The 19,923-nt window shown below is 70.2% G+C and carries 21 protein-coding genes and 1 pseudogene; 14 read left to right on the forward strand and 8 right to left on the reverse strand.

Translation table 11 applies throughout. The features are described from left to right. Window positions 1–5: 5 nt before the first annotated feature. A complete protein-coding gene (locus tag OHB21_RS27165) occupies window positions 6–692 on the reverse strand; it encodes a TetR/AcrR family transcriptional regulator (protein ID WP_195124106.1) in 687 nt (228 codons plus the stop codon). A 97-nt stretch (window positions 693–789) separates the two neighbouring features. Between OHB21_RS27165 and OHB21_RS27170 the strand changes: the two genes are divergently transcribed. Continuing rightward, entirely contained in the window at window positions 790–1,074 is a 285-nt protein-coding gene (locus tag OHB21_RS27170) for a hypothetical protein (RefSeq protein WP_195124107.1), read from the forward strand. Here the strand turns inward: OHB21_RS27170 and OHB21_RS27175 are convergent. Together OHB21_RS27175 and OHB21_RS27180 are read right to left on the reverse strand one after the other, a co-directional pair. Next, complete coding sequence (locus tag OHB21_RS27175) at window positions 1,040–1,576, reverse strand: class F sortase (protein ID WP_195124108.1); 537 nt, start codon at window positions 1,574–1,576, stop codon at window positions 1,040–1,042. The genes OHB21_RS27170 and OHB21_RS27175 overlap by 35 nt on opposite strands. Before the next feature lie 373 nt (window positions 1,577–1,949). Next, on the reverse strand, window positions 1,950–3,245 hold the full coding sequence (locus tag OHB21_RS27180; RefSeq protein WP_328436191.1) for a hypothetical protein: 1,296 nt from the start codon (window positions 3,243–3,245) through the stop codon (window positions 1,950–1,952). Between the two features lie 723 nt (window positions 3,246–3,968). On the opposite strand from OHB21_RS27180, the gene OHB21_RS27185 reads away from it, so the two are divergent. Both OHB21_RS27185 and OHB21_RS27190 read left to right on the forward strand, forming a co-directional pair. After that, complete coding sequence (locus OHB21_RS27185) at window positions 3,969–4,310, forward strand: type VII secretion target (RefSeq protein ID WP_195124110.1); 342 nt, start codon at window positions 3,969–3,971, stop codon at window positions 4,308–4,310. Between the two features lie 8 nt (window positions 4,311–4,318). Next, the gene (locus OHB21_RS27190) at window positions 4,319–5,026 is read left to right on the forward strand and encodes a WXG100 family type VII secretion target (protein WP_195124111.1); all 708 of its coding nucleotides are present in this window, start codon (window positions 4,319–4,321) and stop codon (window positions 5,024–5,026) included. Window positions 5,027–5,691: 665 nt separating this feature from the next. On the opposite strand, the gene OHB21_RS27195 is transcribed toward OHB21_RS27190, so the two are convergent. After that, complete coding sequence (locus OHB21_RS27195) at window positions 5,692–6,450, reverse strand: uracil-DNA glycosylase (RefSeq protein WP_195124112.1); 759 nt, start codon at window positions 6,448–6,450, stop codon at window positions 5,692–5,694. Between the two features lie 348 nt (window positions 6,451–6,798). Here OHB21_RS27195 and OHB21_RS27200 point away from each other — a divergent pair, with 348 nt between their 5' ends. From OHB21_RS27200 to OHB21_RS27225, 6 genes and pseudogenes are all read left to right on the forward strand, one after another. Next, window positions 6,799–9,258 carry an ATP-dependent Clp protease ATP-binding subunit gene (locus tag OHB21_RS27200; protein ID WP_067512162.1) on the forward strand — a complete coding sequence of 820 codons (2,460 nt, stop codon included), beginning with the start codon at window positions 6,799–6,801 and terminating at the stop codon, window positions 9,256–9,258. A gap of 160 nt (window positions 9,259–9,418) precedes the next feature. Beyond that, entirely contained in the window at window positions 9,419–9,967 is a 549-nt protein-coding gene (locus OHB21_RS27205) for a hypothetical protein (protein WP_195141954.1), read from the forward strand. Between the two features lie 114 nt (window positions 9,968–10,081). Next, window positions 10,082–10,439, forward strand: a pseudogene (locus OHB21_RS27210) (DUF488 domain-containing protein). Window positions 10,440–10,502: 63 nt separating this feature from the next. Next, window positions 10,503–11,489, forward strand: a complete 987-nt coding sequence (locus OHB21_RS27215) for an isopenicillin N synthase family dioxygenase (RefSeq protein WP_195124113.1) — start codon at window positions 10,503–10,505, stop codon at window positions 11,487–11,489. 212 nt (window positions 11,490–11,701) lie between these two features. Next, window positions 11,702–12,103, forward strand: coding sequence for a LysR family transcriptional regulator (locus tag OHB21_RS27220; protein WP_067512109.1), 402 nt, complete (start codon window positions 11,702–11,704; stop codon window positions 12,101–12,103). A gap of 59 nt (window positions 12,104–12,162) precedes the next feature. Beyond that, complete coding sequence (locus OHB21_RS27225; protein WP_067512107.1) at window positions 12,163–12,402, forward strand: hypothetical protein; 240 nt, start codon at window positions 12,163–12,165, stop codon at window positions 12,400–12,402. Here OHB21_RS27225 and OHB21_RS27230 read toward each other — a convergent pair. The 3 genes from OHB21_RS27230 to OHB21_RS27240 all read right to left on the reverse strand — a co-directional run bounded on the left by OHB21_RS27230 (window position 12,377) and on the right by OHB21_RS27240 (window position 15,444). Beyond that, the gene (locus OHB21_RS27230; protein ID WP_195124114.1) at window positions 12,377–14,104 is read right to left on the reverse strand and encodes a sensor histidine kinase; all 1,728 of its coding nucleotides are present in this window, start codon (window positions 14,102–14,104) and stop codon (window positions 12,377–12,379) included. The two genes, OHB21_RS27225 and OHB21_RS27230, sit on opposite strands and share 26 nt — an antisense overlap. Beyond that, window positions 14,101–14,742, reverse strand: coding sequence for a response regulator (locus tag OHB21_RS27235; RefSeq protein WP_067512103.1), 642 nt, complete (start codon window positions 14,740–14,742; stop codon window positions 14,101–14,103). Before OHB21_RS27235 ends, OHB21_RS27230 begins: the two co-directional genes overlap by 4 nt. A 114-nt stretch (window positions 14,743–14,856) precedes the next feature. Continuing rightward, window positions 14,857–15,444, reverse strand: a complete 588-nt coding sequence (locus OHB21_RS27240; protein ID WP_195124115.1) for a GNAT family N-acetyltransferase — start codon at window positions 15,442–15,444, stop codon at window positions 14,857–14,859. Between the two features lie 128 nt (window positions 15,445–15,572). Here OHB21_RS27240 and OHB21_RS27245 point away from each other — a divergent pair, with 128 nt between their 5' ends. Together OHB21_RS27245 and OHB21_RS27250 are read left to right on the forward strand one after the other, a co-directional pair. Beyond that, window positions 15,573–16,346 carry a sigma 54 modulation/S30EA ribosomal C-terminal domain-containing protein gene (locus OHB21_RS27245; RefSeq protein ID WP_113974984.1) on the forward strand — a complete coding sequence of 258 codons (774 nt, stop codon included), beginning with the start codon at window positions 15,573–15,575 and terminating at the stop codon, window positions 16,344–16,346. Next, on the forward strand, window positions 16,331–17,290 hold the full coding sequence (locus tag OHB21_RS27250; protein ID WP_067512099.1) for an acyl-ACP desaturase: 960 nt from the start codon (window positions 16,331–16,333) through the stop codon (window positions 17,288–17,290). The genes OHB21_RS27245 and OHB21_RS27250 overlap by 16 nt, the downstream gene beginning before the upstream one ends. 20 nt (window positions 17,291–17,310) lie before the next feature. Here the strand turns inward: OHB21_RS27250 and OHB21_RS27255 are convergent, their stop codons facing one another. After that, a complete protein-coding gene (locus OHB21_RS27255) occupies window positions 17,311–17,919 on the reverse strand; it encodes a QsdR family transcriptional regulator (protein ID WP_067512097.1) in 609 nt (202 codons plus the stop codon). Window positions 17,920–18,064: 145 nt separating this feature from the next. Here OHB21_RS27255 and fabG point away from each other — a divergent pair, with 145 nt between their 5' ends. The 3 genes from fabG (at window position 18,065) to OHB21_RS27270 (ending at window position 19,869) form a co-directional block, all read left to right on the forward strand. Next, entirely contained in the window at window positions 18,065–18,826 is a 762-nt protein-coding gene (gene fabG / locus OHB21_RS27260) for a 3-oxoacyl-ACP reductase FabG (RefSeq protein WP_195124116.1), read from the forward strand. A 13-nt stretch (window positions 18,827–18,839) separates the two neighbouring features. Beyond that, window positions 18,840–19,292: a MaoC family dehydratase gene (locus OHB21_RS27265; protein WP_067512092.1), complete on the forward strand. Its 453-nt coding sequence runs from the start codon at window positions 18,840–18,842 to the stop codon at window positions 19,290–19,292. A gap of 151 nt (window positions 19,293–19,443) precedes the next feature. Next, window positions 19,444–19,869 (forward strand): hypothetical protein, encoded by a 426-nt coding sequence (locus OHB21_RS27270; RefSeq protein ID WP_195124117.1) that lies wholly within the window; start codon window positions 19,444–19,446, stop codon window positions 19,867–19,869. Window positions 19,870–19,923 lie beyond the last annotated feature (54 nt).

The raw sequence follows: 19,923 nt of genomic DNA on the forward strand, positions 1-19,923 counted from the left end.
CGTCCTCATCGCGGCAGTTGCGCCTCGATGCCGTCCAGGACGATGTTCAGGCCGAGCGCGAACGACTCGTCGAAATCGGAGAACTCGAGGTGGGCGTGCGCGGACAGCGCGGGATACCGGTCGGCGCGCTCATCGATGTGGGCCTGGGCGTCGCGCCGTAGGTGCTTCTCGTCGTCGGAATCGCGCATCGTGGCCCGCCACACGTTCTCCGACGCGACGAATCCGCTGACGTAGTAGCTCAGCGCGCCGACCGCCGCGAGCAGGGGCGGACCGGACAGTCCCGCGCGAGCGAGCGCGGCGTAGAACAGTTCGGAACGGGCGAGGGCGTTCGGGCCGAGCAGCGGGCGGGTCGCGGTGAGGACCGGGATCCACGGGTGGCGGCGCATCACCTCCCGGCTGCGCGTGAGCTGGCGGGTCAGGAGTTCCCGCCACGGGGCGTTCGCGTCGTCCGGTGTGCGGTCGATCTCGGCGAACGCGGCGTCGAGGGCCAGGTCCAGCACGTCCTCTCGGGTTTCGACGTAGGCGTAGAGCGACATCGTGCCCGCGTCCAGGCGGGCGGCCAACCGTCGCATGGAGAATCCGTCGACGCCTTCCGCGTCCAGCAGATCCATTGCGGCCGAGACGATCCGCTCCCGGGAGAGCCGGGGTTTGCGCGGCGGACCCTGATCGCGCAGCCAGACGGTGCGAGGCATAGCTCCTCCTCGAACGCGCGCTGTACGAAAAATCGTACAGCTAGCTTCGCGGTGATGACTGTCGAAGTGTGGAGGCGACGATGACGACGCGACAGGAGTGGATCCGCGACTACCGCTGCTGGCCCTGCGGCTCGATCGGCAGGTGAGCGGGACTGCGCTCATCTACCAGGGGCCGCCCGAATGGAACCGGCAGGTGGACGCCGAGGAACCGCCGCCCGCCGGTCGATTGGTGGATGACGCCGACCGGTTGCTCGGCACGCTGCCGTTCGAGCCCGCGCGCTCGCGGTACGTCGCCGCGCAGGTCCGGGCGATGCGGGCGGTGGCGCGGCAGTCGGCCGGCGAACTGCTCAGTGGGCCAGGGCGGAGGATTCGGTGCCGGTGAACGTGGTGTAGATGATCACGTTGTCGCGGTAGGTGCGACGGACCGGGTCGAAACTTCCTCCGCAGGTGACCAATTGGAGGTCGGCGGTGCCGTGGAAGCCGTAGACGGCCTGGTTCGGGAAGGCGTTCTTGGGGACGGTTTCAGTGCGGGTGACGAGGAATTCGGCAGTAGTGTTGTCGGCTCTGTCGACGCGCACGGTGTCGCCGGGGCGTAGCTCGCCGAGGCGGAAGAAGACGGCGCGGCCGCGATAGGAGTCGACATGGCCGAGGATCACCGCCGAGCCGAGTTCGCCTGGCGTGGCGCCTGATTCGTACCAGGACGGGCGATCGAAACGCGCCGGGTCGGCGACAGTTCCGTCCGGGCGTAGGGCGACCCGGTCGAGTGGAATGCTGAGGTCGAGGGCGGGGATGGAGAGCGCGGTGGGGGTGGAGCGGGGGAGCGCGCCCGCGGGGGGTGTCGGGGCGCTGAGAGCGCCCGTGCCGTCATTGGGCGGCGTGGACACCTGGTGTGCGGTGGTGAGGGCGGAGGCCGTGAACAGGGTTGCCGCAATGGTGAGGAGCGTGAGCGATGCCCGTACGCGGAAGCGGTGTTTCGGGTCAGTGGCGGGTTCCGGCGTCGATGCGATAGGGGGCCGGGTGTGTTGGTTCGCTTCGACAGGGGGCGGGTTGTGTTCGCGGCGAGGGGTTTTCATTCGTGGTCCCGGGTGTGATTTCAGGGGGTTGTCGGCGATTCGGTTCACTGCCTATGCCGCTGGATGGGTTGTGGTCGCGGCGAGAGATTCTCGTCGTGGATCCGAATGAGGTTCCGCCCGGCGATCCGGTCACATCGGTGACCGGATCGACCGGGCCGGTCCAGACCACGGTGGGGTTCGGCGTTCAGCGGCCGGTCGCGCGTATTCTGTTCGGTCGACGGATGAGGTAGACCGCCGCCACCAGCGCCACCAGCCCGAGGCCGGCCAGCACAGCGCGCGCGGAGTGCAGGGCACCGCCCAGGCCGGTTTCCGGGTGCCCCGTGGGGATGGGATACCCGGGAGCGGATGTGACGGCCGAATCGGTGGAAGGGCCACCGGCGGTCGAGGTTCGGCCATCGGGTGCGGACGTGCCCGCGGCGCTGCTGCCCGGAGCTGCCCCACTGGGCGCGCCGGGATTGCCGCCCGAGGGCGCGCCTGGCTGCTGCCCCTTCGGTGCGGGGGAGGTCGGGCCGAGCGCCAACCCGCCGAGCGCGGCCGCCCCGGCGCCGGCGCCGACCGCCGCGCTGCCCACCGCCGCACTACCCACCGCCGCGCTGCCGAGGGCTGCGCTACCCACGGCCGCGCTTCCGGTGCTGAGCAGCAGCCCCAGCGTGCCGATCCCGCCGAATGCGCTGCCTGTCCCGAGGACGGCGAGTAGCGGAGCCGCTGCCGCGCTTCCGGTGCCGAACAGCGCCGCCCCGCCCAGAGCGCTGCCCGTGCCGACGCCGAGCAGAGTGGTCAGTAGCGGTGCCGCTGTCGCGCTTCCGGTGCCGAGCAGTCCGGCGCTGCCGGTGCCCAGCGTGGTCAGAGCCCCTGCGGCGCTTCCTGTTCCGAGTGAGCCGGCGCTACCCGCACCCACTCCCAGCAATGTGGTCAGCAACGGGCCGACCGCCACCGCGCTGCCCGTGGCGAGCGCCGACGATCCGGCATCCAGCGCACCGGCTCCGAGCCCGAGTGCGGAACCCGCGCTCCCTGCGCCGAGCGCTTCGGCGCTGCCCAATCCCAACGCGCTCGCGCTGCCGGACCCTGACGCGCTCGCGCTGCCGGAACCCAGCGCGTCCGTGCTCCCGGTCCCCAGAGCGAGTGCTGTTCCGGCACTACCGCTTTCGAGTACACCGCTTCCGCTACCGAGCGCTTCCGTGCCGAGGCCGAGTGCTGTTCCGGCACTACCGCTTTCGATTCCGGTCGCACTCCCGGACCCCGCGCCGAGTGCGCCTCCGGCGCTCCCCGGCTCCAGGGCGAGCGGAATGCCGGCACTGCCGGTCGTGGTCGATCGGGCGTCGATTCCGGAGGACCCCAAGCTGAGGCCCGCCGAGCCGGTGCCGATCTCCAGACCGTCGGCATGGCCCACGGGTGCGGCGACCGCGACGAGTGCGGTCGTGCTGAGAGCTGCGGTGGCCAGGGTCGCCGCCCGCCGCAGTCGTATACGAGAGTTCATCATGTCATTCCCTGCCGAAACTAATGACCCGCACGCAGGAAGCGGCATTGCTAGATGTGTGCTGAATCGGATACCTCCGCTGGCGCCGCTGTCGATCATTCACCGAATTCCGGACCGAGCAAGACGGAAGTGGGAGGGAACATGCCGGAACTGGGACTGTGGTCTGCGAATCAGTCCGGAATAGATTCGAGTGTCCACAGATTAGCTGAATGGTCGAGCAGATGCCGTTTCGCTCGGATTGTCCGTATTTCTAGAGCTGCCGCAGGCCTCGAACGACTGCGCGAGCGGTCCCGCCGGAGCCGCGCTCCGGCTGTCGTTCTCGAACTGTTATTCGGGTGTCCAAGGATCGTTACGTCCAATCCGACGGTGCTCCGCGCGCGAGAGGGCCGACTGGCGTGGACGTGAGACGCCGCCGCGACAGTGGAGCGGCCCTGCGCCGGCACGAGATGCCCGTCAGTCATGATCGCCTTCGCACGCTGTGTTCGCGGTCTGGACTTCCGGCAGCGTGCCCTCGCGTCGGCCCTGCCCGGAGGTGATCACTTCTCCGTCGGTACGGGTCGCTCGATAGGCATCCGACGCGGGTCGAAGTGCCCGAAAAGCCCTGCCCAGGTGTGCGACTCCTCACGGGGCGAAGTCGTCCGGACCGTCGGGGCCGCCCGCCCCGCCATCCTGTTCCTCAGCGCTCGGCCGAGAGGATGCCGGACGGCTTTCATGGGGGTGGTGTCGTTGAGCGACTCGTTGAACGTCGATCCGGAGCGTATCCGGACGCACGCGGGGAATGTGGAGAAGCTGGCGGCGCCGTTGGCGCAGGCGTTGGAGGCGGCGCGGGCGGTATCGGCGCCCTCGGACGCGTTCGGCAAGTTGTGCGCGTTCTTGCCGCCGTTGTTCGTGGATTCGGTGCAGGAAGACGGGATCGCGGCGATCCAGGCCGCGATCGACGCGGTCGGCGTCGATGCGGGAAAGCTGCGCCAGGTGGCGGACGGTTTCACCACCACCGACGCGTCGAATGCGAACAAGGTGAAATCGGCGCAGAGTGATCTGCCGGGGGGAGCAGGTCGAATCCGCTGATCGCCTCGGTGGAGGATTCCACCGAATGGTATTCCGGCGTCACGCTTTTCGAGACCGTAGCCGATCTCAATTCGGCGATATCGTCGGGGTCGTGGATCGAGGCCGAGGTGGGGCTGGTGGCCACCGGCATCGAGGTCGCCGCGATGGTTGTCGACCCGCTGGGCACCCTGGCGGGCTTCGGGGTCGGGTTCCTGATCGAGCACGTGCAGCCGTTGCAGGACGCTCTGGATTGGGTTGCGGGGGACCCGGATCAGATCACCGCCTACGCGAAGACCTGGGAGAACGTGTCGGCGAAGATCGCCGAGACGGCGGCGTCGCACAAGAGTGCCGTGGGGTCGGACACGGAGGAGTGGCAGGGCGCCGCGGCCTCCGCGTACAAGACGCGGGCGGCGGAGACCGCGGATGCGCTCTCGGCCGCGGTGGAGGCGGCTTCGGCGGCGTCGCAGGCGATTTCGATGGCCGGCAGCATCGTGGCGGCGGTGCGGATGACGGTGCGCGACATCGTCCTTGATGGAAGCACCCCCATTCATTTCAACCTGGATGGTTTGTCCGACTCTGAATGGATGTCGGCTGCACGGTCGGCTCGGAATTTCGATCCTCGGTTCGATGGACATGCGACACCGTGGGAGCTGGGATTCATTCAGGATAATCGTGCGTCATGGAACAATGTAAACTTCTATCGAAACGGCAGTCGATATGGCAACCCCTTCACATGACGATGGCGAAGCCCAAGCGGAGTTCGAACTTCCGGTTGCGTTCGACAGGAAGTGCAAACCGTGGCGATACAGCGTAACCCATTCTGAGCTCGAAATTCGGAGCATCGAGAGACCCGGTAGCCCGGATGTGCTGGTTGTCAAATTCTACGGCGTAATCGCGATGAAAATTCGGACCTACTACGACCCGATCACACCTGAGTTGGCAAGTGGGGCTGAGTTGAGTGAAATGGTGCGGTTCGCTGGGGTGGACGAGGCATTCCGAAGGAAATTTCACCGGGCTGCGATACCACGATTCTTCCAGGCTTCATGGCACACGACAGGTACGGGGGCGTTCCCGAGCGCGACCGCGCACAGGTTCTGGTGAATCGGCGCGCGGATGGGCTACCTCCGCTCATAGTGGCGACGCCCGCTTACGCGCCGGTCAGTGGGACGATCAGGGACCAAGCGGCCGTGGGTGAACGGTTGCGTGTGATCTTCGGGCGATGCATCGATGCGATGGCTGAGTTCAATGAAGGCGAGCGTGCCGAATGATCAGTTCTGTGGTGCTGAATATCGACAACGTGGGTCTGGAGGGGGTTGACGAAATCCGGGTCGCGGAGGCGTTCATGCAGTCATTGCCGGCGCACGGCTCATGATCTCCGAGGGTCCGTGCGGTGGGGAGACATTCACGGCCCGCTGACTTTCAGCCCGGCGGCCGCCCCGGCCTCGGCGAGAACTTTCTCGATCATCTCCGGAGTCAATCTCCCGGTGAACGTGTTCTGCTGGCTCACGTGGTAGCAGCCGAACAACGCCAGGGGGTGGGGGCGGGAGGGGCCGGGGGAGAGGTTGATGCGCACGCCGTGGCCGAACTTGGGGCGGGGGCGGGGTACTGACCACCCGGCGTCGGAGAGGACGGGAAGTAGTGCCTGCCAACCGAATCCGCCCAGCACGACGATGGCGCGGAGGGTGGGGGCGAGGAGGTCGAGTTCGGTGGTGAGCCAGTGGCGGCAGCGGTCGCGTTCGTCGGGGGTGGGTTTGTTGTCGGGTGGGGCGCAGTGGACGGGGGCGGTGACGCGGGTGCCGAGCAGGCGGAGTCCGTCGCCGGGGTGGACGGAGGTGGGTTGGTTGGCGAGGCCGACGGCGTGCAGGGCGGCGTAGAGGACGTCGCCGCTGCGGTCGCCGGTGAACATGCGGCCGGTGCGGTTGCCGCCGTGGGCGGCGGGGGCCAGGCCGACGATGAGGAGGCGGGCGTCGGCGGAGCCGAAGCCGGGGACCGGTCGGCCCCAATAGGTTTCGTCGCGGTAGGCGGCGCGCTTCTCGCGGGCCACCTGCTCGCGCCACGCCACCAGCCTCGGGCAGGCGCGGCAGTGAGAGACCGCGTCGTCGAGAGCGTCGAGCGTGCGGTACGCCACCGGAGCCGGGCTTCGCGAGCGAGCCGTATCCATGGTCGAAGGATAGGCGCATCCAGAAGGACCAACCGCGCCCGCGTCCGCCTACCTGCGAGCGCGGTGCTCGCCCGCCCTCAGGCGATCCACCGCTCACCCACCGGCCTGCACTGCCGATAACCACCCGTTAACCACTCCCGCGTGGAACACGCACGAACCGGTTGCCACCCCCCGCGCGGCGGCGGTACGTTGCCAGGGAGCGGGAGGCGACTCCCGCTCGGTCGCCCCGGCGTCAGGGGGACGCGAGGTGAACGAGCGTGAACCGTGAGCAAGTCCCGGTGCCGACGCGTCCGGCACCGTCCGTGATTCGTGCCGGCGCCCACGCGCCGCCGACGCAGTGAGGTGGACATGACCGAGGGTTGGCCGCACTCGATGAATTCCTTCGACGATATCTTCCAGCGATTCTTCGGTCCCGGGATGGCTGCGCGACCACCGGTCCAGCGCATCGATCTGGGGCGCTTGATGACCGATAACGCCAAGTTGCTCGTCAACTCCGCGCGGGAGGCCGCCCGCGACTGGGGCAACACCGAAGTCACCCCCGAGCATCTGCTCTACGCGGCCACCGAGGCCGAACCCGGCCGCAGCATCCTCGCCGAACTCGGCCACGATCCGGACAAGGTTGCCGAGCAGATGCGGACCGCCGAGGACACCGGCGAACCGTCCGAACCCGCCGACGAGACGCTGATCCTCAGTCCCGCCGCGAAATCGGCGTTGCGCGCGGCGCAGCGGAGCGCCGCCGAGGCGGGCAGCAGCTACATCGGCCCGGAACACATCCTGCTCGGCATCGCCGAACTCGGTGACGGCCCGGCCGCGCGGACGTTGCTCACCGGCGCGAAGAACATCGCCCCCGGCAAACAGGAACCGAGCCAGACCCCGACCCTGGACGAATACGGCCGCGATCTCACCGCCGAAGCGCGGGCGGGCAAGGTGGACCCGGTGGTCGGGCGCGCCGAGGAGATCGAGCAGACCGTCGAGATCCTGTCGCGCCGCCGCAAGAACAACCCCGTGCTGATCGGTGATCCCGGCGTCGGGAAGACCGCCATCGTGGAGGGTTTGGCGCAGCGCATCGTCAACGGCGACGTGCCGAGCACGCTCGCCGACCGGCGCGTCATCGCCCTCGACCTGGGCGCGCTGGTGGCGGGCAGCAAGTACCGGGGCGAGTTCGAGGAGCGGCTCACCAAACTCCTGGACGAGGTGCGCGCGCACAGCGACGAACTCGTCCTGTTCATCGACGAACTGCACACGATCGTCGGCGCGGGCGGCGGCTCCGAGGGGTCGATGGACGCGGGCAATCTGCTCAAACCCGCGCTCGCCCGCGGTGATCTGCACGTCATCGGCGCCACCACCATCGACGAGTACCGCCGCCACATCGAGAAGGACGCGGCGCTGGAGCGGCGGTTCCAGCCGGTCATGGTGTCGGAGCCCTCGGTCGAGGACACCATCGAGATCCTGCGCGGCCTGGCCGACGTGTACGAGGAGCACCACGGGGTGCGGTATCAGGACGAGGCGCTGATCGCGGCGGCGGAACTGTCCGATCGCTACCTGACCGACCGGTTCATGCCGGACAAGGCGATCGACCTGGTCGACCAGGCGGGTGCGCGGGTCCGCCTGCGCACCCGGACGCCCGGCCCGGACCTGCGGTCCAAGGAAGAGGAACTGGCCCGGCTGCGCCGCGAGAAGGACGCCGCGGTGGCTGCCGAGGACTACGAGAAGGCCAACGAACTCAAGGCCGCGATCGCCGAGGCCGAGCGCTCGGTGTCGGCGGCGGAGTCCGCGGACGAGCCGGAGGTCACCGTCACCGATATCGCCGAGGTGGTGTCGCGCCAGACCGGCATCCCGGTCGCCGACCTCACCACCGAGGAGCGCGAACGCCTGCTGAAGCTCGAGGATGTGCTGCACAAGCGCGTCATCGGCCAGGAGGAGGCGATCGTGGCGGTGGCCGAGGCGGTGCGCCGGGCGCGCGCCGGTCTCAAGGATCCGAACCGCCCGATCGGCTCGTTCCTGTTCCTCGGACCCACCGGCGTCGGCAAGACCGAGCTGGCGAAAGCGTTGGCGGAGGCCGTGTTCGGCGATGAGGACCGGCTCATCCGCTTCGATATGAGCGAGTTCCAGGAGAAGCACACGGTGTCGCGGCTGGTCGGCGCGCCGCCCGGATACGTCGGCTACGACGACGCGGCCCAGCTCACCGACAAGGTGCGCAGGCAGCCGTACTCGGTGATCCTGTTCGACGAGGTGGAGAAGGCGCACCCCGACGTGTTCAACGTGCTGTTGCAACTCCTCGACGACGGCCGGGTCACCGACAGCAAGGGCCGCACCGTCGATTTCAAGAACACCATCGTCATCATGACCAGCAATATCGGCTCCGACCTGATCCTGTCCGCCCCCGACGGCGACGTGGACTCGATCACGCCGAAGCTGATGGAGCGCCTCGGGCAGCACTTCCGCCCCGAGTTCCTCAACCGCATCGACGAGACGATCGTCTTCCACCGCCTCGACCGGCGCGAACTGCGCGACATCGTGGAGCTGGTGCTCGACGGCACCCGCAGGTTGCTGCACGCTCAGGACATCGATCTCGACATCACCGAGTCGGCGGTGGACTGGCTGGCCGACCACGGCTACCAACCCGAGTACGGCGCGCGGCCGCTGCGCCGCACGGTGCAGAAGGAACTGGACAACAAGCTGTCGCGCCTGCTGCTCGACGGCGGCCTGGAACCCGGCGACACCGTGCGCGCCGACGCCGACGACCACGGTTTGGTGCTGGCCGCCGTGGAGCATCGCGGCGACAAGACCGTGGAAGCGACGGTCTGAGCGGGCATGGGTGCGGCCCGGCCGGCGGGCGGCCCCGGGTGGGCGCCGCCGGGCCGGGGCCCGCGCGGGGAGTCGGTATCCTGCGAGATGGGGTGGGGCGCGTGCGTCCCACCGCCGTGCACGGAAGCCGGGAGGCGGTGGCGGCCGCCGGGGGAGTGGGATGCTGGGTGAACAGGCGGGAGACGTGAACTCCCGCGAGGAGATGCTGCGCCGCGTGCGCGATGCGCTGATCGACCTGCCCGACGACGAACGGGTGGTGCGGGTGCCGCGCGGGGAGCGCGGGCGCGCGCCGGTGAAGGCGGCCCACGAGCAGGCGGCGCTGGCCGACGCGTTCGCCGACCGGTTGGAGGACATCGGCGTGCCGGTGCACCGCGTCGCGGTCGCCCAGATCCCGTGGCTGGTGGACACGGCGTTGCGCGAATACGAGGCGCGGTCGGTGCTGGCGCCCGACGGGCTGCCGGAGGAGTGGCTCTCGGTGTGGTCGGGCGACGCCGCGCACACGGTGGTGCCCGACAGCCCGCTCGTCGAGCGGAGCACGGTAGAGGACGTCGACGCGGTGGTCACGTCGTGCGTGGCCGCGGCCGCCGACTCCGGGGCGATCGTGCTGGACGGCGGTGCGGTCAAGGCCGCCGCGCGCCGACGCTCGGCTCCGCGTGTCACGTGTGCGTGGTGCGCGCCGATCAGGTGGGTCCCACGTTGCCCGAGGTGATGGACGGGCTCGATCCGCGCCGCCCGATCGTCTGGTTCGGCGGTCCCGGCGCGGGCGAGGAAACCGCGCGCCGATTGGTCGTCCTGCTGGTGGAATAGCGGAAAGGGCAGTGCCATGGGTGAATTCCGCGCCAAGCGGGTGTACGAGGCGCCCGCCGCCGACGACGGCACCCGCGTGCTGGTCGACCGGCTGTGGCCGCGCGGCCTGAGCAAAGAGCACGCGCGTCGACGTGTGGGACAAGGAGGTCACGCCGTCCGACGAACTGCGCACCTGGTTCCACCACGACCCGGCCGCGGACTTCGCCGAGTTCACCCGCCGCTACGAGGCCGAACTGACCGGGCCGCGGCAGCGCGAGGGTCTGCGGCACTTGCGCGCGCTCGCGGGCGATGCGCCGGTCACGCTGCTCACCGCGTCGAAGGACCCGGCGCACAGTCACGTCGCGGTGCTGCTCGAGCACGTGCGGGAGGCGTGAAGGATTACTGAAACGCCGCGGCCGCGACTGGCGCGGGACGCGGCTCGTTGGCACGGTGGAGCCATGCTTCCTGTGCTCGATCTCTCCGATCCTGACCTCGCCGCGTTCCGCACGGCGGTGCGCGAGGCGGCGCACGACGCCGGCTTCTTCTACCTCGTCGGCCACGGCGTCGAGCGGGCGCGGATGGACGAGATCCTGGCGCTCGCGCGGGCCTTCTTCGCACTGCCCGACGCCGCGAAACAGGAGATCAGCCAGTTGGAGAGCCCGCAGTTCCGCGGCTATTCGCGCTTGGGCGGCGAGTTGACCAACGGGTTGGTCGACTGGCGCGAGCAGATCGACATCGGCCCCGAGCGCGAGGTGATTCCCGGCGCCGAGGGTTACTGGCGGTTGCAGGGCCCGAATCTGTGGCCGTCGGCGCTGCCGGAACTGCGGCCCGCGTTCGAGGCGTGGGACGCGACGCTCTCCCAGGTGGGCTTGCGGCTGCTGCGGCACTGGTCGGCGTCCCTGGGCGCGGCCGAGGACCATTTCGACGCCGCGTTCGCCGAGGCGCCCGCCACGCTGATCAAAGTGGTGCGCTATCCGGGCAGCGCCGATACCACGCAGGGCGTGGGCGCGCACAAGGACTCCGGCGTGCTCACGCTGTTGCTGGTGGAGCCGGGATCGACCGGGCTGCAAGTGGAATCGCGCTCAGGGGAGTGGATCGACGCCGATCCGCTGCCCGGAGCGTTCATCGTCAATATCGGGGAACTGCTCGAAGTCGCGACCGGCGGGTATCTGCGCGCCACCCGGCACCGGGTGCTCGCGCCCGCGCCCGGCACGGACCGGATCTCGGTGCCGTACTTCCTGAACCCGGCGCTGGACGCGCGGATTCCGCTGATCACGCTGCCCTCGGAACTGGCCGCGCTGTCTCGGGGCGTCGAAGCCGACCCGGACAACCCGATCTTCGACACCTACGGCGAGAACGCGTGGAAGTCGCGCACCCGGGCGCATCCCGATGTCGCGTTGCGTCACCACGGCATCGCGCCCTCCGGCGCCGCCTCGGCGTACTGAGGGCATTCGTTCACCCTGATCGCAAAGCTGGAGGGCGCGACCGCGCGCGACCTAGCGTGAGGTGATGTTCGACGTCCGCAGGCTGCTCGTCCTCCGTCAGGGGGTGCAGTGCGGTTCGCTGACCGCCGCGGCGGCGGTGCTGAACTACAACGACTTCGGCGGCGTCCCAGCAGATCTCGGCACTCGAACGGGAACTGGGGCAACCGCTGCTGGTGCGCGGGCCGTTCGGCGTGCAGCCCACCCAGGCCGGCACCGTGCTGCTCGAGCACAGCGCGCGCATTCTCTCGGCCGTGTCGGACGCCGAGGCGGAACTCACCCGGCTGCACGCGTCGGGCGAGGTGCTGCGCGTGGCGACGTTCGCCGAGCGTCGCGGCGACCCTGCTACCCGGCCCGCTGGTGCGGTTCCGCACCGCGAACCCTTCGGTCGCACTGGAACTCGTGAGCGCAGATCCGGACGACGGCGTCGCTGCTGCGGCGCGGCGAGGTGGGCGCGGCCCCCGGCTGACGGGAGCGTGCTGGGCCTGTTCGTCGGTCTCGTCCGCAGCATGGGCTCGCGCTGGAGCGGTGCGGAGTCCGTCTTCACCTCTTCTGCACGCCCCTACACCAACGCTTGATCGGCCGACCACCGGGCCGCGCGGCTCCCTACGGCGGCCTCACCGACGAGCAGCGGAGCATGACGAGCATCGGGATCGACGTGACCACCGAATTAGTCTGCCGCCCAACGGAAGTCGCCGACGAGCCGGGGCGGCCGGCCGAGCGTGACCTGCGCGCCGCGCCGGGGGAGTTCGGCCTCTCCACCGAGTGCGGGCTGGGCAGGCATTCCGCCGAGCAGGTGGCGGCGGGGCTCGTGGGCCGCCCCCGTGCCGGAACCTGCGGGCTCACCGCGCTCAGGTCAGCGGGACCGACCAGGTGAGCGTCGAGCCGCGACCCGGCGCGCCGGTGACGGCGAACGTGCCGCCCTCCTGCCCGGCGCGGGCGGCGAGGTTCGCCAGGCCGGAGTGGCGGGTGAGCTCGGCCGGGATGCCGATGCCGTCGTCGGTGACCTCGACCGTGACGTCGTCGCGGACGGTGAGCGTCACCGCGACGCTGCTCGCGTCCGCGTGGCGCACCACGTTGCTGAGCGCTTCGCGCAGCACGGCTTCCACGTGTTCGACCAGGTGCGGCGGCAGCACCGACATCGGTCCCGTCAGCCGTACCGTGGTGCGCAAGCCGGTGTCGGCGGTCATGCTGGTCGCCACCTCGTGCAGCCGTTTGCGCAGCTTGGGGGTGTCGGCGCCGGTGCTGCTGTGCAGGTCGAAGATGGAATGGCGGATGTCCTGCACGATGGACTGGATGTCGTCGATGGCATCGCCCAGCCGGGCGCGGGTCCGGTCGCCCTCGGCGCGTTTCGCGGTGCCCTGCAAGGAGAGTCCCACCGCGTAGAGGCGCTGGATGACGTGATCGTGCAGATCGCGGGCGATGCGGTCGCGTTCGGAGAGCACGTCCAGTTCGCGCATCCGGCGCTGCTGGTGAGCCAGTCGCAGGGCGAGCGCGGCCTGATCGGAGAACGCCGCCATCATGGTCCGGCCCGCCTCGTCCAGCGGGGGCGTGCCCGCCTCGCGCACGGTGACCAGCACACCGGTCACCGTGCCGCCGGCGCGCAGCGGCAGGATCAGCACCGGCCCGTGCTCCGCGGGCAGCAGCGGTGCGCCGATCTGTTCGAACTGTTCGATCTCACCCGCGAGGCCGGAGCGGAAGGCGGCGCCGAAGGGCGGATCGGGCACCGGAATGATCTGTCCCGCAACGGTGTCGGCCTCCTTCCCGGCGGCGGCTACCACCACCAGTTCCTCGACTTCGCCGGGCGGTGCGTCGGGATCGCCCGGGAGCGCGAGGAATCCGAGTGTCGACTCGGTGAGGGTGAGCGCGCGTTCGGCGACGAGCGCGAGCACGTCGTCGGGAGCACCGCCCGCCAGCAGTTCCGTCGCGACGTCGCGGGTCGCCTCCAGCCACTGCTGGCGCCGGCGCGACTGTTCGTAGAGGCGGGCGTTGGCGATGGCGATACCGGCCGCAGCGGCCAGCGCGCGCACCACCACCTCGTCGTCCTCGGTGAACTCCTGACCGCCGGATTTCTCGGTGAGATAGAGGTTTCCGTATACCTCCTCGCGCACCTGCACCGGCACGCCGAGAAAGCTCCGCATCGGCGGGTGGTGCTCCGGAAAGCCCACCGACGCGGGATGCGTCGAAAGATCCGACAGGCGAATGGGTTTCGGTTCGTCGATGAGCAGGCCGAGCACGCCGCGCCCGTGCGGCAGGTCGCCGATCATCACCCGGGTGCGATCGTCGATGCCCTCGTAGACGAATTCCGAGAGCTGTTTGCCCGCGCGGTCGGGCGCGCGCACGCCGAGCGCGCCGTAGCGGGCGTCGACCAATTCGATGGCGGTGTGCACGATGGAGCGCAGCGTGTCGTCCAGGTCGAGACCGGCGGTGACGACGAGCATCGCCTCGATCAGCCGGTCCATGCGGTCGCGCACGCCGACGATCTCGGCGATGCGGTCCTGCACCTGGCCCAGCAGTTCGCGCAGGCGCAACTGGGCGGACGGGTCGAGCACCTGCCCCGATCCGGAGGGCCCGCTCATTCGCGGGTGGCGCCGAGTTTGGAGGCCAGCACCGCCGCTTGGGTGCGGCGCTCCACGCCCAGTTTCGTGAGTAGCCGCGAGACGTAGTTCTTCACCGTCTTCTCCGCCAGGAACATGCGCGCCGCGATCTGCCGGTTGGTCAGCCCCTCACCCAGCAGCGCGAGCAGGGTGCGCTCGCGTTCGGTGAGCGCGGCCAGCGGGCCGGTGCGGGCCTCGGCCTCGGCGCGCAGCTTCGCCATGAGCGCGGCGGCGGCGCGGTTGTCGAGCAGCGATCTGCCCGCGCCGATCGCGCGGAGGGCGTCCACCAGTTCGGTGGTGCCGATGTCCTTGACGACGTAGCCGCCCGCGCCCGCCAGGATGGCGTCGAGCATGGCCTGTTCGTCGGTGAACGAGGTGAGGATGAGGCAGCGCAACTCCGGGTGGCGGGAGAGCAGTTCGCGGCACAGCTCGATGCCGTTGCCGTCGGGCAGGCGCACGTCGAGCACCACCACGTCGGGGTTCGCCGCTGGTACCCGCGCCAGCGCCTCCGACACCGAGCCCGCCTCGCCGACGACCTCGAGATCGTCTTCGCAGCCGATGAGGTCGGCGACGCCGCGCCGCACGATCTGATGGTCGTCGACCAGGAACACCGTGATCATGCGCCGCCTCTCTTCCGTGCCACCGGTGGCACCTTCGAGCGTAGGCATCCCGGGGTGCGCCGGCGTCCGGACTTCGGCCTCGCTCTGGTGACTGTAGGCCCTTGACATCCGCGGCTAGGTGAGGTCGGCCGACCCGCTGACCTCGCCGCGGTCGATCCGGGTGCGCGTGCCGGCTTCGAGGAGACGGCGGGCGGGGATGTTGTCGGTCGTGGTGACGGCGGTCAGGCGGCGGGCGGTGCTCTCGGCGGCGAGTTCGCGCAGTCGGGCGGCGACGATCCGGCCGATCCCGAGCCCGCGATGCGCGCGGCCGATCCACATTCCGGCTTCGACGTCCTCGCCGTGCGGTTCCAGGCGCGCCGCGCCGACCGCGACGCCGTCGACGGTGATCACGAACGTGCGCTCGACCGGGTGCTCCCGGTGCAGGGCGCGGCCGCGGTGGAAGGCGAGGAAGGCGGCACGGCGTTCGGCGGTCCAGCCGGGTGGGTCGCTGACCGGGGGCATGACTTCGAGCGGGTCGGCTCCGGCCACGGCCGCCTCGAGCAGGTCGGGAAGGTTCGCTTCGGTGAGTTCCACGAGCGCGATCGCGGCCGAGGGAAGCGCGCCGAACGGACCCGGCGGCGCGCCCGCTGCCGCTCGCGACTCAGGGGTGACGTCGGCCGGCGGGGGTGGTTCCGATCCGGCGGGCGACTGCGGTGCCGTCATGGTCGGCACTCTGTCACGTTCTTGCCGCGGGGTCGCGGGGTTTTCCGGGGCCGTCGGTCCCGGCGCGGCGGGACCTTCGGCCCTGTGGCGGTGCGCCGGGCCGGTGGTGGCATGGGACGGCCGATGTCGTGACGGAGGAGAGCGGGGTGTGTGCGGTGGTCGCCGAGATTTCCGAACTGTGGGTGCCCGAGACCGGATTCGCTCCGGAGCATGCCGAGGCTGCCGCGACGGCGGTGTCGGAAGTGCTTCGGGCGCACGGGATCAGCTCGGGATTCCGGCTGCGAACGCGCCGTGTGCCCGGTGGGGCGGTCGCCCAGGCCGGGTTCGAACTCCGTGGGCGGCCGGCGCGCGTCCAGGTCGCCGATGCCCCGGCCGACGTGGTGGATCGCCTGGTGCGGCGGGTGGATCGGCATCTGACCGTGCTCGCGGTCCGGGGCACGCGGCCGTGGCCCGATCCCGACCGCGTACCCATCGGGTATGGCACCGCTCCTCGGCCGGTGGTGCGGCACAAGAGGTTCCGGCTCGCGGTCTGTTCCGTGCTCGAGGCGGTAGCGGTGCTCGACGCCATGGACTACGAGGCGCACCTGTTCACCGACGCGACCACCGGCAGCGACGCCGTCGTCTACCGGGGAGGCCCGTTCGGGGTCCGGCTGGCGCGGCAGTGCTGCGGTGGTTTGCCCTGCCGCACCGGGCGGTTGGCGCTCACCGTCGACGCCCGGCACACTCGTCGATTCGACGAGCGGGAGGCCGCCGCCCACCTCTGCCGCTACGGTTTGCCGTTCCTCTTCCACACCGACCCGCGCACCGGCCGCGGGCAGCTCCTCTACCGGCGCCACGACGGTGATCTGGCCGTCGTGTCCCCGGCCGACACTCCGAAAGGCGAACAGTGGCACGCGATCTGACGCAGCGCGAAATCCTCACCGAACTGGAACCGGTCGCCGAATCGTGCGTGAACCGGCACCTGGCCATGGCCCGCGACTGGCATCCGCACGACTACGTCCCGTGGGACGAGGGACGCAACTTCGCCATGCTCGGCGGAACCGATTGGGAGCCGGAACAATCCGCGCTCAGCGATGTCGCGCGGGCGGCGATGATCACCAACTTGCTCACCGAGGACAACCTGCCCTCCTACCACCGCGAGATCTCCGAGAACTTCTCCCGCGACGGCGCGTGGGGCACCTGGGTGGGTCGCTGGACGGCCGAGGAGATGCGCCACAGCACCGTGATTCGCGACTACCTGGTGGTGACCAGGGGCGTGGACCCGGTCGCGCTCGAACAGGCCCGCATGGCGCATATGACGGCCGGATTCGACTCCGGCATCGGACAGGCCGACGTCGACAGCGGCGCGGGATTCCTGCATTCGGTCGCCTACGTCAGCTTCCAGGAACTCGCGACCCGGGTGACCCACCGCAACACCGGCAAGGTGTGCCGGGACCCGGTGGCCGACCGCTTGTTGCAGCGCATCGCCGCCGACGAGAACCTGCACATGATCTTCTACCGCACCGTGTGCGGGGCGGCGCTGGACCTGGTGCCCGACCAGGCGATCGAGGCGATCGACACCATCGTGGAGAACTTCCGGATGCCGGGCGCGGGCATGCCCGACTTCCGCCGCAACGGCGTGCTGATGGCCAAGCACGGGGTCTACGACCTGCGCCAGCACCTCGAGGAAGTGCTCGAACCGGTGCTGCGGCAGTGGAAGGTGTTCGAGCGCAACGACTTCGGGCCGCGCGGCGAGGTGGTGCGGGAGCGGCTGGCCGCGTTCCTGGACGATCTGGCCCGGGTGCGCATCCCGCGTTTCGAGGAGCAGCGCGACCGCGCGCTCGCCCGGGAACGGGCGCGGGCCTGAGTGCGGTCTCCGGGGAAGGACTAATCGCTCGACGGGAGGCCGAGCAGCACGCGCTGCACCTCGTGCAGCCGGTCGACGTCGTTGCGGATGCCCGCGGCGGTGTCGGTGTAGAGGAAAGCCTCGCCGAGGCGGACCAGGGTGTAGGCCAGCAGGTCGCGCTCGAGCACGGGGTCGTAGCCGTCCTCGTCCTCCACCTTCGCGATGAGTTCGGCGACCGCGGCCACGGCGTGCGGCTGCACCGGTCCGTCGCTCGCGGTGAGGATGCGCAGGCCCGACATGGGTTCGTTCTCGAAGTACCGCCGGAACGGCTCGTTCACCGCCTCCCAGCGCGCCACCCGGTCGAGCACTTCGAGGATGCGCCGCGCGCCGCGGGTGCGGCACTTGGCGTCGGCGCGCGCGATCATCTGCTTGTACTCCTGCACCAGCATCGCGCCCAGCAGGCCGTCGCGGGAGCCGAACCAGCGGTAGATGGACGCGCGGCTGAGACCGAGTTCCGCGGCGATCGCCTGCACGTCCACGCGCTCACCGGCCAGGAACGCGCGGCGGGTGAGGGCGATGACCTCCTCGCGGGTGGCCGAAGCCGGACGTCCTGGGGAACGGGTGGCGGCGGGGCGAGGTGCGGTGGTCACCGGGAGAATCGTACAGCCGTGCGAGTGTGTATCTAACGACCTGGGGTTTTCGCCGCCGTCCGCCCGCGACCCTTTGAGACGTGGCGGCCAAGATGTAACTTATGTGTGTTCGCAGCCGGAGTTTGTCCCGACAGTCAGGAGAACCATGAGCGCCACCACCACTCGCACGGCCATCGTCACCGGATCCGCCCGCGGCATCGGCGCGGAGACCGCCCGCAGGCTCGCCGCCGACGGACTCGCGGTCGCGGTGCTGGACCTGGACGAGTCGGCCGGTAAGCCGGTCGTCGCCGAGATCGAGGCCGCGGGCGGACGGGCGCTGGCCGTCGGCGTCGACGTGTCCGACGAGGCGTCGGTCGAGGCCGCGGTCACCCGGGTGGCCGAGGAGCTGGGCGCGCCCACCGTGCTGGTGAACAACGCGGGCATCACCCGCGACAACCTGCTGTTCAAGATGAGCGTCGCCGACTGGGACGCGGTGATGAACGTGCACCTGCGCGGCTCCTTCCTGATGAGCAGGGCGGCTCAGAAGTACATGACCGAGGCGAAGTGGGGACGGATCGTCAACCTGTCCAGCACCTCGGCGCTGGGCAACCGCGGCCAGGCCAACTACTCGGCGGCCAAGGCCGGCCTGCAGGGCTTCACCAAGACGCTGGCCATCGAGCTCGGCAAGTTCGGCGTCACCGTCAACGCGATCGCGCCCGGGTTCATCGAGACCGACATGACCGCCGCCACCGCCGACCGGCTCGGCGTGCCGTTCGAGCAGTTCCGGGCCGCCGCGGCCGCGCAGATCCCGGTGCAGCGCACCGGCAGGCCCGAGGACATCGCCAACACCGTGTCGTTCTTCGTCGGCGAGGGCGCGGGCTTCGTCTCCGGCCAGGTCATCTACGTGGCCGGCGGCCCGACCGACTGAACGGAGCGCGAGCATGCGGATCTTCCAAGGCATCGCCGAGCTCGAGGCGGCCCTCGGCACCCACCTCGGCTACAGCGACTGGCACACCATCACCCAGGAACAGGTGAACCTCTTCGCCGACGCCACCGGTGACCACCAGTGGATTCACGTCGATCCGGAGCGTGCCGCCGCCGGGCCCTTCGGCGCGCCCATCGCGCACGGCTACCTCACCCTCTCGCTGCTGCCGATGCTGGTCGGCGAGGTGTACCGGGTGGACGGGCTGCGCATGGGCATCAACTACGGCACCGACAAGGTGCGCTTCCCGTCCGTCGTGCCGGTGGGCAGCCGCGTGCGGGCCGGGGTCGAACTGGTCGCCCTCGCGCCCAGCTCGGCCGGCACCAGGGTCACGGCCCGGGTGACCATCGAGATCGAAGGTGGCGAGAAGCCCGCCTGCGTCGCCGAGGCGCTGTCGGTCCTGGTGGAGTGAACCTGTCGCGGCGGGCATCGTTCGGGCGCCCGCCGCGCCTGGCTGCGTGGTGCACCGCGGCGGGACTTCGTTCCGAGTCGGCGCGGATCGGCCCGGATTCGGACCGGGCGGGATTACCATCGGGGGATCACCGTCCCGGAAGGGGTGCACGATGGTCGCTGTGGGGCAGAGTCGCCGCAGGCGGTTGGGTGCCGCCGTGTTCGCCGGCGCGTGCGCGGGGGCGCTGGCTGTCAGCCTTGCGGGCGCACCGCAGGCCGCCGCCGGCGCGACCAGGGTCGGTGTTCTCCCCGATCTGGCGTACGGGATGGCGACGAACTACGGCACGAGCTGTAGTTACACCATTCAGGCCTTCGTCACCGACGCCGTGCAGCCGGTGTACTTCTACGACAACGGCGTGCCCCTCGCGACTGTTCGCCCGACGGGTGGTGTCGCGCTGTTGAAGTGGGTTCCGCCCACTCCGGGGCACCACACCATCAGCGTCGTCCAGGTGCCCGACACCACCCGAGTCGCCTCCGTCACCGTCCCCGTGGGCAATGGCGTCCACGTTGGGCACGGGTGCTTGGTGTTCGGCGGCTGAGCGAGCCTCAGTGAGCCGACCGTGCGGAACGCCGGTCGGCCCCGCCCCGGCCTG

Source organism: Nocardia puris, from assembly GCF_036051655.1.
Taxonomy (GTDB): domain Bacteria; phylum Actinomycetota; class Actinomycetes; order Mycobacteriales; family Mycobacteriaceae; genus Nocardia; species Nocardia puris.

Bases quoted from the DNA above. Each gene is read 5' to 3' on its own strand.
- OHB21_RS27205 (WP_195141954.1), top strand. From the start codon at position 9,419: ATGCTGGGTGAACAGGCGGGAGACGTGAACTCCCGCGAGGAGATGCTG.
- OHB21_RS27240 (WP_195124115.1), bottom strand. From the start codon at position 15,444: ATGACGGCACCGCAGTCGCCCGCCGGATCGGAACCACCCCCGCCGGCC.
- OHB21_RS27215 (WP_195124113.1), top strand. From the start codon at position 10,503: ATGCTTCCTGTGCTCGATCTCTCCGATCCTGACCTCGCCGCGTTCCGC.
- OHB21_RS27165 (WP_195124106.1), bottom strand. From the start codon at position 692: ATGCCTCGCACCGTCTGGCTGCGCGATCAGGGTCCGCCGCGCAAACCC.
- OHB21_RS27195 (WP_195124112.1), bottom strand. From the start codon at position 6,450: ATGGATACGGCTCGCTCGCGAAGCCCGGCTCCGGTGGCGTACCGCACG.
- OHB21_RS27270 (WP_195124117.1), top strand. From the start codon at position 19,444: ATGGTCGCTGTGGGGCAGAGTCGCCGCAGGCGGTTGGGTGCCGCCGTG.
- fabG (WP_195124116.1), top strand. From the start codon at position 18,065: ATGAGCGCCACCACCACTCGCACGGCCATCGTCACCGGATCCGCCCGC.
- OHB21_RS27230 (WP_195124114.1), bottom strand. From the start codon at position 14,104: ATGAGCGGGCCCTCCGGATCGGGGCAGGTGCTCGACCCGTCCGCCCAG.
- OHB21_RS27180 (WP_328436191.1), bottom strand. From the start codon at position 3,245: ATGATGAACTCTCGTATACGACTGCGGCGGGCGGCGACCCTGGCCACC.
- OHB21_RS27265 (WP_067512092.1), top strand. From the start codon at position 18,840: ATGCGGATCTTCCAAGGCATCGCCGAGCTCGAGGCGGCCCTCGGCACC.
- OHB21_RS27235 (WP_067512103.1), bottom strand. From the start codon at position 14,742: ATGATCACGGTGTTCCTGGTCGACGACCATCAGATCGTGCGGCGCGGC.
- OHB21_RS27225 (WP_067512107.1), top strand. From the start codon at position 12,163: ATGACGAGCATCGGGATCGACGTGACCACCGAATTAGTCTGCCGCCCA.
- OHB21_RS27200 (WP_067512162.1), top strand. From the start codon at position 6,799: ATGACCGAGGGTTGGCCGCACTCGATGAATTCCTTCGACGATATCTTC.